Source organism: Huijunlia imazamoxiresistens, assembly GCF_037132455.1.
Taxonomy (GTDB): domain Bacteria; phylum Bacteroidota; class Bacteroidia; order Chitinophagales; family Chitinophagaceae; genus Flavisolibacter; species Flavisolibacter imazamoxiresistens.
In genome coordinates this window covers 85,286-98,947 of sequence record NZ_JBBBEI010000003.1, presented here as the reverse complement: position 1 = coordinate 98,947, position 13,662 = coordinate 85,286, and the positions used below count along the sequence as shown (strand labels likewise).

The window sequence follows — 13,662 nt, the reverse complement described above, 5'->3', positions numbered from 1 at the left end:
AGAAAGCAAAAGGGTCGCAAGACCCTTTTGACTAAAAAATGGCTGCCAGCAGTTTATAAACGGAAAAAACGATGGCCGCGATCACCAGGAGCAGGACCAGCATTAAGGGGACCACCACTTTCCAGGCGCCGCCGCGGTGGCGTCCTTCCTGGTAGTGTTCCTGCATCAGGCGGAGGTTGCGCATATTGGACTTGAAGGCAAAGTCGAACAGGTCGCCGATGAGCGGGATGGAACCAAGGGCCGTATCGATGAGCACGTTCAGAACCATCCGGGCCAATATATTCCCGCTGGCCCCGTTACGGGCCATGATCCACAGCATATAAGACGAGACGGCAAAGGTGGACAGGTCGCCGGCACCCGGTATGAGGCCGATGATGCCGTCCAGCCCGAACCGCATGTCGGTGCCGGGAATGCGGAACTGGGCGTCCATCAGTTTCGCCAGGAGTTCCACCTCTCTCAAGCCGCGCCGGGTAGGGGCGCCCTCCCGGGGGTACATTCGTGTTGTTGCCATGGCTTCGGAGGTGAAATTCCCGTGCCATTTTGGGCCGGAGGCGCCGGTTCCCGGCATTATTAACTAATGGCGATCAGCTCCACTTCGAAAATGAGGGTGCTGTTGGGGCCGATCTGGGCGCTCACCTGCTGTTCGCCATAGCCCAGGTGCGGCGGGATAAAGAAGCGCCATTTGCTGCCGGTGGGCATCAGCTGCAGGCCTTCGGTCCAGCCTTTGATCACGCGGTTGAGCGGGAAGGTGGCCGGCTGGCCGCGGCGAACCGAGCTGTCGAACACGGTGCCGTCGATCAGCGTGCCGTGGTAGTGGCAGGTCACATTGCTGGTAGCGCCGGGCTTTGCGCCGGTACCCTCGGTGATGACCTCGTATTGCAGGCCGCTGGGCAGGGCTACGATCCCGGGCTTTTGTTGGTTGGCTTCAAGGAATTCCTGGCCCGCTTTCAGGTTGGCGGCGGCTAATTCTTTCTTTTTTTGAAACAGGATGTCTGCTATTCCCATAAAAGTATTTTGGCCAAAAGTAAAGACAGCCTGACGAACAACAGTGAAAAAGTAAATGCAAATCATCTGCGGCACGTACAAAACCACTTTCTTTGCGGCAGAACTGTCCTGTTTCCCATCAGGACGGTTCCTCCTTTGCCCAAAGCAGGGGATTTTTAGCTAAACCAATCAGGTTCAAGAAATTACAGAAGCAATGCAAAAGAAAGTTAACCGTATAGCCGTACTGACCTCCGGGGGCGATTCTCCCGGCATGAATGCAGCCGTAAGGGCTGTGACCAGAACCGCCCTGTACCACGGACTGGAGGTGTATGGCGTCATGAGGGGCTACCAGGGCCTCATTGAAGAAGACCTGTTCAAAATGGAGTCCCGCTCTGTGGCCAACATCATCCAGCGCGGCGGTACCGTCCTCAAAACTGCCCGCTGCAAGGAATTTTATACCCCCGAAGGCCGCAAAAAGGCCTACGACGTGCTGAAGGCCCGCGGCATCGACGGCCTGGTGGTCATCGGCGGCGACGGCTCCTTCAAAGGCGCCATGGCCCTGAGCAAGGAGTACGACATCCCCGTCATCGGCCTGGCCGGCACCATCGATAAAGACATTGCCGGCACCGACTTCACCATTGGCTTCGACACGGCCGTCAATACCGCCGTAGAAGCCATCGACAAGATCCGCGATACCGCCGACGCCCACGACCGCCTCTTCATCGTGGAAGTAATGGGCCGCGACGCCGGCTACATCGCCCTGCACTCGGGCATCGCCACCGGTGCCATCAGCGTGCTGGTACCGGAGCGCAAAACCGACCTGGACAACATTATTTCCGAACTCCAGGAAAAGGAGCGCCGCAAAAAGCTCGTAAATATCATCGTGGTGGCCGAAGGCGACGAGTTCGGCGGGGCCGAAACCATCGCCCAGGTGGTGCGCAAGCGCCTGCCGCAGATGGACACCCGGGTCTGCATCCTGGGCCACATCCAGCGGGGCGGCTCGCCTTCCTGCCTCGACCGGCTGATCGCCAGCCGCATGGGCTACCATGCCGTGGAATGCCTGCTGGAAGGACGCCACAATGTGTTTGTCGGCATCCTGAACAACCGCATGAACTACATTCCCCTGGACGAGGTGGGCAAGAAAAAAGGCAAGATCAGCGAAGACTGGATGAAGATCATCAAGGTTTTGGCCAGTTAACCGCTACTAAAACCGCTCCTCTGGTCTCCGACGAGACCGGGGAGCGGTTCATCATCTAAATCCATCCGATCCTTGAGCGTGGTATTTCATAACCTCGAGATTTCCGGGGTGAACGAAGTCTTTATCCGGCGGCAATGCCCCTCCTGGCAGTTTCCCGACAGCCGGGACAGCGTGCGGATACAGCCGGAGGAAATCGGGCTGCATGCCGCCACCTTCGAACTGCAGGCTGCCGCCGGCGAGGCTTTCCGGGTACACCTGCGCCGCCAGGGAAAGGACCTGCACCTGGCCTGTTCGTGCAACGGCCCCACGGGCAAGCTTTGCGAACACGGCGCCCGGGTGCTGTACCAGCTCACTACCCGCAACGACCTGCGCCTGTTCTTCGACGACCGCCAGCGCCACGATGCGCTGCGGAAGTTCGCCACCCCCTACGGCCTGCAACACGAGCCCGATCCCGACGAATTTTTCGTGCTGGCCTACGAAGGCAACAAACTCGGTATCCGGCCCCGGGCCGTCAACCTCTTTGCCGTTACCAGTGATACGACGCGGGCGCTGCAGCAGCAGGTGCTCCGCGACGCCCCGGCGCTGCCGCGGACGGAGGGACCGCTGCCGGCCGGCCTGTTGCAAGGGGTAGTGCTGCGGCAGCACCGCTTTTACCACCACCTGTGCCTCGACCTGTTCGAGGGCGCCACCACCCGGGAAGCAAAGCTCCGCAATCCGTTACGCCTCCTGGAGCCCCAGGATTTTCTGTGGAAAGCTTCGGATGGGGCCGAAATCAAGTTTTTTACCGGCCTCTGCCAGTTTCGAAACAACCACACCACCCCCAAAACGGCCCAGGGCCTCGAAGCCCTGAAGGCGGTCGTGAAAAATCCCCGCGGCCTGCAGTTCTTTGGCCATAACCAGGAAGGGTCGGACAATATCGTTGCCGCCGCGCTGGAGGAACTAAAAATGGCTCCCCTGCTGAAGGAGCTAACGGTAAAGGTAAACCGCAGGGGCTCCTTTTACGAAGCCACCGCCCAGGTGCGCCTGCAGCAGCAGGTGCTGGACCTGGCCGAGCTGCCCCTCTGCTACGATTATTTTCTCCGTTACCAGGATACTTTATACCTCCCGGCCACCTTTCACCTGCTGAAGCTGGTGGAGTTTTTCCGGCAGCACCACTACAGCCTGCTGATCCACGAATCGAAATTCGAAGCCTTCCGCAAGGAGGTTCTCGACGGCCTGGGCGAACGCGTTCCCGTGCGCTACACCTGGCTGCAGCCCGCTACCAAAGAGCAGGCGGTGAAGGCCGGTCTTACGGCCTCCGTGGAACGCATCCTCTACCTATCCGATATGGACAACTACATCCTGCTGGAGCCGGTAGTGAAGTACGGCACCGTGGAAGTGCCGGTCTTTTCCCGCCGCCAGGTGCAGGCCACCGATGCCACGGGCAACCTATTTTTCCTGCCCCGGGATACGGCGGCGGAGGACGCCTTCGTAGGACTGCTCCTGCGGCAGCATCCCCTGTTTGCCGAACAGCTGGAGGAGGAGCTGCCTTATTTTTACCTGCACCGCGACCGTTTTTTGGCGGAGGACTGGTTCCTGGAAGCCTTTGACGCCTGGCAGCAGGGCGGCATTGCCATTTACGGCTTCAACAAATTAAAAGGCAACAAACTCAATCCCCACAAGGCCAAGGTGACCGTGCAGGTGCGCAGCGGCATCAACTGGTTCGATACCGACATCAGCGTGCGCTTCGGCGGCAAGAAGGCGGGGCTGAAGCAGCTGCAGAAAGCCGTCCGCAACCGCAGCCGCTACGTGCAGCTCGACGACGGCTCGCAGGGCATCCTGCCCCTGGAGTGGATGGAAAAATTTGCCGCCTGGTTCCAGGCAGGGGAGGTGCTGCCCGCCGATCTGCTGCGGACCCCCAAGATCAACTATGCCGCCGTGGAGGAACTCTACGACCCCCACTTCCTCGACCCGCAGGTGCTGTCGGAGCTGGCGCTGCTGCAGGAAAAGCTGTCGCGGTTCGAGGCGATCGAAGAGGTGCCCCTGCCCGAGGGATTGACGGCGGAGCTGCGGCCCTACCAGCACCAGGGCCTGAGCTGGCTGGCCTTCCTCGACCACTTCAATTTCGGCGGCTGCCTGGCCGACGACATGGGCCTGGGCAAGTCGGTACAGGTGCTGGCGTTCGTGCTGCTGCAGCGCCAGAAAATGCCCGGCGCCGCCAACCTGCTGGTGGCGCCCGCTTCCCTGATTTTCAACTGGCAGGCCGAGGTGCGGAAGTTCGCCCCCTCGCTAAAAATAGTTACCCAATACGGCCCGCAGCGGGCGCGCAACACGGCCGCCTTTGCCGCGTACGACCTCGTGCTGACCTCCTACGGCACCCTGCTGTCCGACGTGGATTTTTTGAAAAAATACACCTTCAACTATATCTTCCTCGACGAGTCGCAGAACATCAAAAACCCCGATTCGCAGCGCTACCGGGCCGCCCGCCTGCTGCAGGCCCGTAACCGGCTGGTGATCACCGGCACGCCCCTGGAAAACAACACCTTTGACCTGTACGGCCAACTGTCCTTTGCCTGCCCGGGACTGCTGGGTGACAAGCGCTACTTCCGCGACGTGTACGCCAACCCCATCGACAATTTCAAAGAAAGCCGGCGGGCCCGCGAGCTGCAGCAGCGGATCGCTCCCTTTATCCTGCGGCGCACCAAGGCCCAGGTGGCCACCGAGCTGCCCGACAAAACGGAGATGGTGCAGTACTGCGAAATGGGGCCGGCCCAACGGGAGATCTACGAGCGCTATGAAAAGGAGCTGCGCGACTTTTTGGAATCGAAATCCGAGGAGGATTTACCCAAAAGCGGCATGCACGTGCTGCGGGGGCTTACGCGTTTGCGGCAGATCTGCAACTCGCCGCTGCTGCTGCAGGATGAAACCCTGTATGGCGATACCTCGGCCAAGATCGGCACCCTGCTGGAGCAGGTAGAGAACAAGGCGCCTTACCACAAGATACTGGTGTTTTCGCAGTTCGTATCCATGCTGCAGTTGATAAGGAAGGAACTGGACGCAAGGGGCATCGGCTACGAGCTGTTGACCGGCAGCACCCGCAACCGCGAAGCGGCGGTCACGAATTTCCAGACGGACGAGAACGTACGGGTGTTCCTGGTGAGCCTGAAGGCCGGGGGGACGGGCCTGAACCTGACCGAGGCGGAATACGTGTACCTGGTGGATCCCTGGTGGAACCCCGCCGTGGAGAACCAGGCCATCGACCGCTGCTACCGTATCGGGCAGCACAACAACGTGGTGGCCGTCCGCTTCATCTGTCCCGGTACCATCGAGGAAAAGATGCTGAAGCTGCAGACCACCAAGCGAGAGCTGGCAGAAGGCCTGGTGCGCACCGACGCGTCCATTTTCAAATCCCTTACGAAGCGTGACCTGGTAAACCTGCTGGGAGGGAAATAAGGGGCAAAAGAAGCGCCCACCTACAGGTTTACATCTTCAAAATAGGTCAGGAACCATTTATTTCCTTTGCGTTCGAAGCGCCGCTCCGTCATCATTCCACTGTCTTCGATCCAGAGTTTTTCCGTCACGGTGGAGTCGGTCCGGTTCAGGCCGCGGCGGTACCCCGGAGGGGCACCCTGTTCGTTTACCGGCTGTTTCAAAAAATGCCAGTTTTGGCGGGTCCATGCGTGTTGTTCATTGCCTTCTATCGACTTTCCTTGAAGAGGAAAAGCGATGCGGGAAAGTTGGAAAGCGGAGTCGGCATGAAAGCGCTTATTAAAGCTCTCGAAGGCTTCAAGCGTGTCTTTAGCAAGGGCGGTAGCATCTGCTTCGTGTTTACCGGACTCCTTGACTCCAATAGACGAGCAGGAAATCATTGCCGCCAGCACCGCAGCTGCAAAAAAATGTTTTAAGGCAAAGGTGGAAAGGGCCATAGGCCCTAAAGTTAAGGGCATTGCCTCTTTGAACGCATAAGAAGCTTTGTAGTGCCGGGCATCGTCCTCTTAGAGCAGGACCACGTACCCCGGAATTGCATTCCGGGTAAGGACGGTTCGACCTATCATTTTTTTAGGATGAAGTGAACTTCCCCGGAATACAATTCCGGGGTACGTGGACAGGCCTAAAGCAGGAGTGCTAACGGCCAGCTACAACCGTTTACTCGTACTTTAATGCAATGATGGCTTTCTGGTGGTACACCCGGTACACCTGGAAGGCAATGACTAGGACCGCCAGGACGGTCAGGAACAGGGTGGGCACGGCGAAATAATGCCAGCTGACGGGTATGTGGTAAATGTAATACGTGCTGATCCACCAGGAAAAACCCCAGACCGAGGCCGGGATGCCCACCAATAGTGCTATGGCCAGGGGAGGAGCAAACTTTTTCGCCACCAGCAGGGCGATATCGCCAAATCCCGCCCCCATCACCTTGCGGATGCCCAGCTCTTTCACGCTTTGGTTCAGGCTGATGATCACCAGTCCCAGCAGCCCTGTCAGTGAAATAAGAATGGACAAAAGGGAAAAGGCGCCAAAAATGTTGGCGAAGTCCAGGTCGGCGCGGAGGTCTTTTTTCATGGCTTCCTCGAGGAAGAAATATTCAAAAGGGTTACCGGGAAATTGCGCCCCATAGATCCCCCGCAGCACCTCCAGGTGCTCCCGCACCTGCGCATCGCCGGGAAACAGTTTTACGGCAAAATAGCTCAACCCCTTCTGCTGGTAGTTGAACATGGTGGCCACGGGTTTTACCTTGATGGACCGGTAGTGAAAGTCCTGCACCACGCCCACGACGGTCCTTTCCTTTTTCCCCGACCCCACCCGCAGGTTGATGACGTCTTCGGGGCGGTCGTAGCCCAGCTTTTTGACGGCGCTTTCGTTCAGCACCACGCCCAGCTCGTCGGATTTGATGTCCTGCGACAGGAAGCGGCCGGCCACCAGCCGTACCTTGAAGAAGCGAAAATAATTGTCGTCGGCCCCCACGCGGAAATACGCCTTTTCATCCACCTTGCCCCTTTCGCGCCGGTACATCGACCCAAAGTTCTCGATCTCCTGTTCGGGCACGTCGGTGGCGGCGGTGTAATCCTTTACCCAGGGCAGGGGGCGTACCTTATCCCGAAACAGGGCCGCCTGCTCCTTCGTATCCAGGGTGGAATCGAGCACTTTGGGAAAGCGGATTGCCACCACCGAGCTGTTGTCCAGCCCCCGGTCCTTGTTCAGCAGGTAGGTGCCCTGGTTGTGGATGAGGAGGGCGCCGGTGATGAGGATAAAGGACACGACGTACTGGAAGCCCAGCAGCGCCTTGCGCAAAAAAAGGTTCCGGAAGGTAGGGGCCAGGCGCCCCTTGAGCACGTCGGCCGGCAGGTAGCGCGACAAGGGCAGGGCCGGCAGCAGGCTGGTGGCCAGGATGCCCGCCACCGCCACGGCGGCAATGATGCCCCAGAAGACAGCGTCGGTTAGCACTTCCGGTGCGAAAAAAGCCGATGCGGCCGGCAGGCGGCTGGCCAGGGCCAGCAACAGGGCGGCAGCCAGCAGGCTGAGCACGGGCAAGGCGGCAAACTGCCCGGCCAGTTCGCCCATAACCAACCCCCGGGAGGCGCCCAGCGTTTTGCGCACGCCCACCTCACGGGCCCGGCCGGGCGACTGGGCGGAAGTGAGGTTGATGTGGTTGATCCAGGTGATCAGCAGCACAAAGACCGAAAAATACAGCAGGATGCGGATGGCCTCGCCGTTGCCCGGCTTTTCGGTCTCCCACTCCAGGCTGGAATGGAGGTGGATGTCCGCCAGGGGCTGCAGGAAGAATTCATCCCGCTTACTGGCTCCTTTCAGCTGCTCGCCGTAGTTCTTCTCCACCATCACGGGCAGCATCTGCTGAACGGATGCCGGGTCGGCCCCTTCCTTCAGCTGGATGTAGGTATAAAACAGGTCGTAGCCGTACCAGTGGTTGTTGATCCAGTCGCCCAGCTTATGCAGGTGGGTGGTGAGCGAAAACAGGAAGTCGAACCGCAGATGGGTATTGGAGGGCGGGTTTTGGAGGATGCCGGCCACGGCATAGGTATCCCGGCCGTTCACCTTCAGGGTACGGCCGATGGGATCGGCGGAGCCGAAATATTTTTGGGCGGCCCTCTCGGTCAGAAAGACCGTATTGGGTTTGTCCAGGTCCCGGGGATTGCCTTTCAGCAGGGGAAAGGAAAAGACCGAAAGAAAGGAGCTGGAGGCAAAATAGGTTTTCTCTTCGTTGAAGAACACCTGCTGGCCGCCTGCGCTTTCTGAGGCGATGGTGAGGTTGTAATTACGGGCAAGGGTGGTATGGTTCACGATCGAGGGAACGTTTTCCTGCAGGTACCGGCCTTCGGGGTAAAAACCGTTGGCGGTTTCGTATTCCATTACTTCCTGGTTGAAGCGTTTGTACGCCACCCGGTAGGTGTTGTCGCCGTTTTTATGAAAGCGGTCGAAGCTGCGTTCATAGCGGCAGTAGGAGAGGATCAGGAAAAAGCAAATGTAGCCCAGGGTCAGTCCGCCCAGGCTGATTAGGGTCAGGTCTTTTTGCCGGCCGAGCCGGTGGAAGATTTGTTTCAGCTGCATCAAAATTCGTTTGTGCGGTGGCGTGGTTCGATTCGGTTATACGGCCAGGGTTTCCATAACGGTCTGCCCGTCGAGCATCCGGAGGATGCGGTGGCTGTAGCGGGCGTCCTGGTGGCTGTGGGTGACCATCACGATGGTGGTGCCTTCTTCGTTCAGCTCCGTCAGCAGTTGCATTACCGCCGTGCCGTTGGCCGAGTCGAGGTTGCCGGTGGGTTCGTCGGCCAGGATCAGCCGCGGGCGGTGCACCACGGCCCGGGCAATGGCCACCCGCTGCTGCTGCCCGCCGGAGAGCTGCTGCGGGAAATGGTGCCGCCGGTGGGCGACCTGCATCCGCTCCAGCACGGCCTCTACCTGCTGCTTGCGTTCGCGGGCCGGCGTGCGGTTGTAGATCAGCGGCAGCTCCACGTTGTCGTAGACAGACAGCTCGTCGATCAGGTTGAAGCTCTGGAAGACAAAGCCGATGTTTTGTTTGCGCAAAGAGGTCCGCTGCTGTTCGGACAGGCCGGCGACTTCGGTTCCGCGAAACCGGTAGCTGCCTTTTCCGGGCGTGTCCAGCAGGCCCAGGATGTTGAGCAGGGTGGACTTGCCGCAGCCCGAGGGGCCCATGATGGCTAAAAATTCGCCTTCCCCGATCTCCAGGGAAACGGCGTTGAGGGCGATGGTTTCCACTTCCTCGGTGCGGAAGTGTTTGCTGAGTTCGGTAATCTGGATCATATGCACGAATGGTTTTTGTTTTACAGGGCTTACTGGTTTGGTTCCAGGACCAGCTCCTGTACCTGGGAAAAAGTTTCATAGCCGGAGGTCACTACCCGGTCGCCCGGCTGCAGGCCGCCGATCACTTCGTAAAAGTCGGGATTTTGCCGTCCCAGTTGGACGGGCACCCGGTAGGCCTTGCCTTCTTTTTCCGACAGCCGGAATACCCAAAGGCCGCCGGACTGCTGGTAAAAGCCGCCGCGGGGCAGCCGTACCGCCGGCTGCTCGTCGCCCAGGGCCAGCCGCACCTGCAGGGTCTGTCCCCGCCGGATGGCGGGCGGCACCTTGCCGGCAAACGCCATATCCACCTGGAACAGGCCGTTGGTCACCTGCGAAAACACCTTTTTGATTATTAGCGGGTAGCTGTTCCCGTTAAAGGTATAAGTGGCCTCCAGGCCGGTAAATATTTTGGAAATATAGTGCTCGTCGATGTCGGCCCGCACCTTGAAGCCATTGGTGGCGTCGATCTGGCCGAGGCGTTCGCCCTTGTTCTTGTTCTGGCCGATCTCGGCGTCCAGGGAGGTCAGCTGGCCGCTGACGGGCGCCCGCACCACCAGGTCCTCCACCTTGCGGCGAAAGACGGCCAGGGCGTTCTGCATGCGCTGGTAGGACTGCCGTGCCTGCCGCTCTTCTTCCTGCACCGCCAGCGAATCTTCGCGGACCACCCGGCTGGTCAGCCGCTTTTTTTTCAGGCAGTAGTCATAAGTGAGCTGCGATTGCATGAATTCCTGGCGGCTCACCGCCCCATTCACCACCAGCCGCTCGTTCTGCCGGTACACCCGTTCCGCCTCCTTCCAGGCGTGTTCGGCCTCCGCCATCTGGTTCAGGCGGCTGATGCTGTTCTGGCGGGCCGCGTTGCGGGAGATCTGCATCTGGGTCAGCAGGTTAAAGACCGCCGTTTCCTGGTTCACCAGGCTCAGTTCCAGGTCGGTGTTGGCCAGCTTCAGGATGGGCGCTCCTTTTTGCAGCAGGGCGCCGTCCTCCGCGTAGCGTTCCTCCACCCGTCCGCCTTCCAGGGCATCGAGGTAAATGCTGGCCAGGGGCAGCACGATGCCGTTGACCGGGATGTATTCCCCAAAAGGGCCCCGGCTGACAGTGCTGATGGTGACCCGGTTTCGGGGCACATAGGCGCGGCTGTGGGCCGGCGACAACAGGAAGCCCCAGGCGGTGCCCAGGACCAGCACCGCCAGGCCGCCGGCCAGTGCCCACTTCTTTTTGCCCCATTTCTTTTTCGGAAGCACGATGTCCATTGCTGAAATATTTGGTTTGGTTGCGCCTCTGGTGCCTACAGGATGATGCCGGAAATGCAAGGGCTTCATTGCCAGTGGTTTGTTGTGTTGCCCGGTGAACGTGTTGTCCGTTTCCGGACAACCGGTGTCCGGTTTTGATACACCCGGGCTTCCGGTGCCGGTTTGCGGGAAAGAGGGGAAGTGGTATACTTGCAGTTTGGAGTAGCGGGACGCTGCCGGAAAAATTTTTTAGCCCATGCAACTCAAGAATGCTGTCGTACTGGTCATCGACGATGACCCCGATGTGCTCACCAGCCTCCGGCTGCTGCTGAAAACCCAGGTGGGGGACCTCCACATCGAAAAGAACCCCGAGCGGATCCCCGGCCTGCTCCATTCCGAGCACTTCGACCTGGTGCTGCTGGACATGAACTACAAAAGCGCCGTGACCAACGGCAACGAAGGCTTTTTCTGGCTGCGCAGGATTCGCGAATTGCGGCCCGGTACCGGCGTGATCATGATCACCGCCTACGGCGAGATCGAGCTGGCGGTAAGGGCCCTGAAGGAAGGCGCCCTGGATTTCGTGGTCAAACCCTGGTACAACGACAAGCTGCTGGCAACGCTGCGCGAAGCCCTTTCCCGTAAGAGTGGTGCGGCCGCCGGCGCTCCTGCTGTAAAGAAGGCCGAAAGCGATTTGATCGGCACCTCGGAAGGCATGCAGGAGGTGTTTTACAAGATCAGCAAAATAGCGCCTACCGAGGCCAACATCCTGGTGCTGGGTGAGAACGGCACGGGCAAGGACCTGGTGGCCAAGACCATCCACCGGCAGTCGCTGCGGGCGCAGGCGCCGTTCGTGAAGGTAGACGTGGGCGCCCTGTCGGAAACCCTGTTCGAAAGCGAACTGTTCGGCCACAAAAAAGGTGCGTTTACGGATGCCCGTGAGGAACGTGTAGGGCGGTTCGAGGCGGCTGGTGGCGGCACGCTCTTCCTCGACGAGATCGGCAACATTTCCCTGCCCCTGCAGGCCAAGCTGCTGACGGTGCTGCAGAACCGGCAGGTGACGCCCCTGGGTTCCAACCACCCCCGCCCCGTGGACATCCGCCTGCTGTGCGCCACCAACGTGCCGCTGCGCGAGCTGGCCAACGAAAGCCGCTTCCGCAAGGACCTGGTGTACCGCATCAATACGGTGGAAATAACGGTGCCGCCCCTGCGCGAACGGGGGGAGGATATCCTGCTGCTGGCCCGCCATTTCAGCGAGCTCTACGCCCGCAAATACCACAAGCCGCTCTTTGAGCTGGATGCAGGCGCGGCGGACAAGCTACTGCGCTATTCCTATCCCGGCAACGTGCGGGAACTGCAGTACACCATCGAGCGGGCCGTGATCCTGGCGGAGGGCAGCCTGCTGCAGGCAAAAGACATCCTTTTCTCGCCCCTGGAAGCCGAATTTGCCCGGCCGCAACTGTCGGAGACCAACCTGGGACTGCTGGAGCGCAACGCCATCCTGCGGGCCATCGAAAAAAACAAGGGCAACATCACCCAGGCCGCCCGGGAGCTGGGCCTTACCCGCACCGCCCTTTACCGCCGCCTGGACAAATACGATATCTGATGCAGCGAACGCCAAAGGTCCGTTTCCGTTTTTTTCTGCCCCTGCTGGCCGCCGGCGCCGCCGCTTTCCTGGCCGGCTGGTACCTGGCCAAAGGGGAGTGCCTGGCTGCTACAGCGGCGGCGGTGTTGTTTGGGTATACGGCCTGGAGCGCCTGGAGGCGCTACCAGCGGATCTTTACCGGTCTTAGTGAGTTTGCCGCCGCCGCCCGCTACGGCGATTTTACCCGCCATTTTGCGCCGAACGGCGATCCAGCCCTGGGAGCGCTGCACGAAGGGTTCAACGACCTCAGCGCCCGCTTTCGCGAGCTGGCCCGCGAAAAGGACCGGCACTACTGGTACCTGCAAAAAGTGCTGGAAATGGTGGGCACGGGCATCCTGTCGTACGAGCAGGAAAGCGGGGAGGTAGCCCTGATGAACGAACCGCTGAAGGAAATGCTGCAGGTGCCTTACCTCAAAAACATCGCGGCCTTTGCCCGCCGCAACAACGACCTGTACGAACAGGTGGTGTCGCTGCCGGCAGGAGAGACGCGGGTGGTGGCGATCCCCATCGAGCAAACGGCCCGCAAGGTGTTGCTGTCCGCCACCACTTTTGCCACCGGCGGCCGCTCGTTCCGCATCGTGGCCTTTCAAAATATTCATGATGCCTGGGAGGAGTCGGAAGCGCGGGCCTGGCAAAAGCTGCTGAACGTGCTGACCCACGAGCTTATGAATTCCATTACCCCTATCACCTCGCTGGCCGAAACCCTGGAAGGCAGCATCGCCCTGCTGAAGGAGGAACGCCTCCCGCCCGCCCTGGTGGAGGATTTTGAAACGGGCATCCATACCATCAAGAACCGCAGCCGGGGGCTGGCGCGGTTTGCGGAAACCTACCGCCACGTGAACCGGGTGGCACAGCCCGAGCGGCAGCGGTTTTATGTCCGCGACCTGTTCGAGGACCTTTGCCGCCTGATGGAGCCCGGTTGCCGGCAGAAAGGGGTGGAGCTGTCCGTTTTCCTGAACGAGCCTTCGCTGGCGCTGGAGGCGGACCGCCACCTGGTGGAGCAGGTGGTCATCAACCTGCTGTTGAATGGCCTGGAGGCCGTTCACGGCCGGCCGGGGGCTGCCCTTACCCTTTCCGCCGCCACCGCTGCCCACGGCCGCGTAGGGATCCGGGTGGGCGACAACGGCCCGGGCATCCCCGCCGACCTGCAGGAAAAGATTTTTATTCCCTTCTTCAGTACCAAGCCCGGCGGCGCCGGCATCGGCCTCACGCTGTGCCGGCAGCTGATGGCCCTGCACCGGGGCTCCATCCATGTGCAGTCGGAAGTAGGAGCGGGCACGGTATTCCTGCTGCAGTTTTGAAGCCGCTTG

Annotated in this window: 10 protein-coding genes; 4 read left to right on the top strand and 6 right to left on the bottom strand. The window is 60.1% G+C overall.

Annotated features, from left to right (window positions below):
* Positions 1–31: 31 nt before the first annotated feature.
* Positions 32–511, bottom strand: coding sequence for a DUF4112 domain-containing protein (locus V9K67_RS04295; protein ID WP_336720340.1), 480 nt, complete (start codon positions 509–511; stop codon positions 32–34).
* 59 nt (positions 512–570) lie between these two features.
* On the bottom strand, positions 571–1,005 hold the full coding sequence (bamJ, locus tag V9K67_RS04290) for a BamJ family beta-barrel-assembly machinery protein (protein ID WP_336720338.1): 435 nt from the start codon (positions 1,003–1,005) through the stop codon (positions 571–573).
* Between the two features lie 193 nt (positions 1,006–1,198).
* On the opposite strand from bamJ, the gene pfkA reads away from it, so the two are divergent.
* Entirely contained in the window at positions 1,199–2,182 is a 984-nt protein-coding gene (pfkA, locus tag V9K67_RS04285) for a 6-phosphofructokinase (protein ID WP_336720337.1), read from the top strand.
* Positions 2,183–2,260: 78 nt separating this feature from the next.
* Positions 2,261–5,614, top strand: coding sequence for a DEAD/DEAH box helicase (locus V9K67_RS04280; protein ID WP_336720732.1), 3,354 nt, complete (start codon positions 2,261–2,263; stop codon positions 5,612–5,614).
* A 20-nt stretch (positions 5,615–5,634) separates the two neighbouring features.
* Here V9K67_RS04280 and V9K67_RS04275 read toward each other — a convergent pair whose 3' ends face one another.
* From V9K67_RS04275 to V9K67_RS04260, 4 genes are all read right to left on the bottom strand, one after another.
* On the bottom strand, positions 5,635–6,087 hold the full coding sequence (locus V9K67_RS04275) for a hypothetical protein (RefSeq protein WP_336720336.1): 453 nt from the start codon (positions 6,085–6,087) through the stop codon (positions 5,635–5,637).
* 220 nt (positions 6,088–6,307) lie between these two features.
* Positions 6,308–8,728 carry an ABC transporter permease gene (locus tag V9K67_RS04270; protein ID WP_336720334.1) on the bottom strand — a complete coding sequence of 807 codons (2,421 nt, stop codon included), beginning with the start codon at positions 8,726–8,728 and terminating at the stop codon, positions 6,308–6,310.
* A gap of 36 nt (positions 8,729–8,764) precedes the next feature.
* Positions 8,765–9,442: an ABC transporter ATP-binding protein gene (locus tag V9K67_RS04265; RefSeq protein WP_336720333.1), complete on the bottom strand. Its 678-nt coding sequence runs from the start codon at positions 9,440–9,442 to the stop codon at positions 8,765–8,767.
* A gap of 29 nt (positions 9,443–9,471) precedes the next feature.
* Positions 9,472–10,731, bottom strand: a complete 1,260-nt coding sequence (locus V9K67_RS04260; protein ID WP_336720332.1) for an efflux RND transporter periplasmic adaptor subunit — start codon at positions 10,729–10,731, stop codon at positions 9,472–9,474.
* A gap of 235 nt (positions 10,732–10,966) precedes the next feature.
* On the opposite strand from V9K67_RS04260, the gene V9K67_RS04255 reads away from it, so the two are divergent.
* Both V9K67_RS04255 and V9K67_RS04250 read left to right on the top strand, forming a co-directional pair.
* Entirely contained in the window at positions 10,967–12,313 is a 1,347-nt protein-coding gene (locus tag V9K67_RS04255) for a sigma-54-dependent transcriptional regulator (protein WP_336720330.1), read from the top strand.
* A complete protein-coding gene (locus V9K67_RS04250; RefSeq protein ID WP_336720329.1) occupies positions 12,313–13,653 on the top strand; it encodes a sensor histidine kinase in 1,341 nt (446 codons plus the stop codon). The genes V9K67_RS04255 and V9K67_RS04250 overlap by 1 nt, the downstream gene beginning before the upstream one ends.
* Positions 13,654–13,662: the final 9 nt, after the last annotated feature.

What these genes read in the sequence shown, in the direction of transcription:
- V9K67_RS04295 (WP_336720340.1), bottom strand. Translation starts at nt 511, where the DNA reads ATGGCAACAACACGAATGTACCCCCGGGAGGGCGCCCCTACCCGGCGC.
- bamJ (WP_336720338.1), bottom strand. Translation starts at nt 1,005, where the DNA reads ATGGGAATAGCAGACATCCTGTTTCAAAAAAAGAAAGAATTAGCCGCC.
- pfkA (WP_336720337.1), top strand. Translation starts at nt 1,199, where the DNA reads ATGCAAAAGAAAGTTAACCGTATAGCCGTACTGACCTCCGGGGGCGAT.
- V9K67_RS04275 (WP_336720336.1), bottom strand. Translation starts at nt 6,087, where the DNA reads ATGGCCCTTTCCACCTTTGCCTTAAAACATTTTTTTGCAGCTGCGGTG.
- V9K67_RS04270 (WP_336720334.1), bottom strand. Translation starts at nt 8,728, where the DNA reads ATGCAGCTGAAACAAATCTTCCACCGGCTCGGCCGGCAAAAAGACCTG.
- V9K67_RS04265 (WP_336720333.1), bottom strand. Translation starts at nt 9,442, where the DNA reads ATGATCCAGATTACCGAACTCAGCAAACACTTCCGCACCGAGGAAGTG.
- V9K67_RS04260 (WP_336720332.1), bottom strand. Translation starts at nt 10,731, where the DNA reads ATGGACATCGTGCTTCCGAAAAAGAAATGGGGCAAAAAGAAGTGGGCA.
- V9K67_RS04255 (WP_336720330.1), top strand. Translation starts at nt 10,967, where the DNA reads ATGCAACTCAAGAATGCTGTCGTACTGGTCATCGACGATGACCCCGAT.
- V9K67_RS04250 (WP_336720329.1), top strand. Translation starts at nt 12,313, where the DNA reads ATGCAGCGAACGCCAAAGGTCCGTTTCCGTTTTTTTCTGCCCCTGCTG.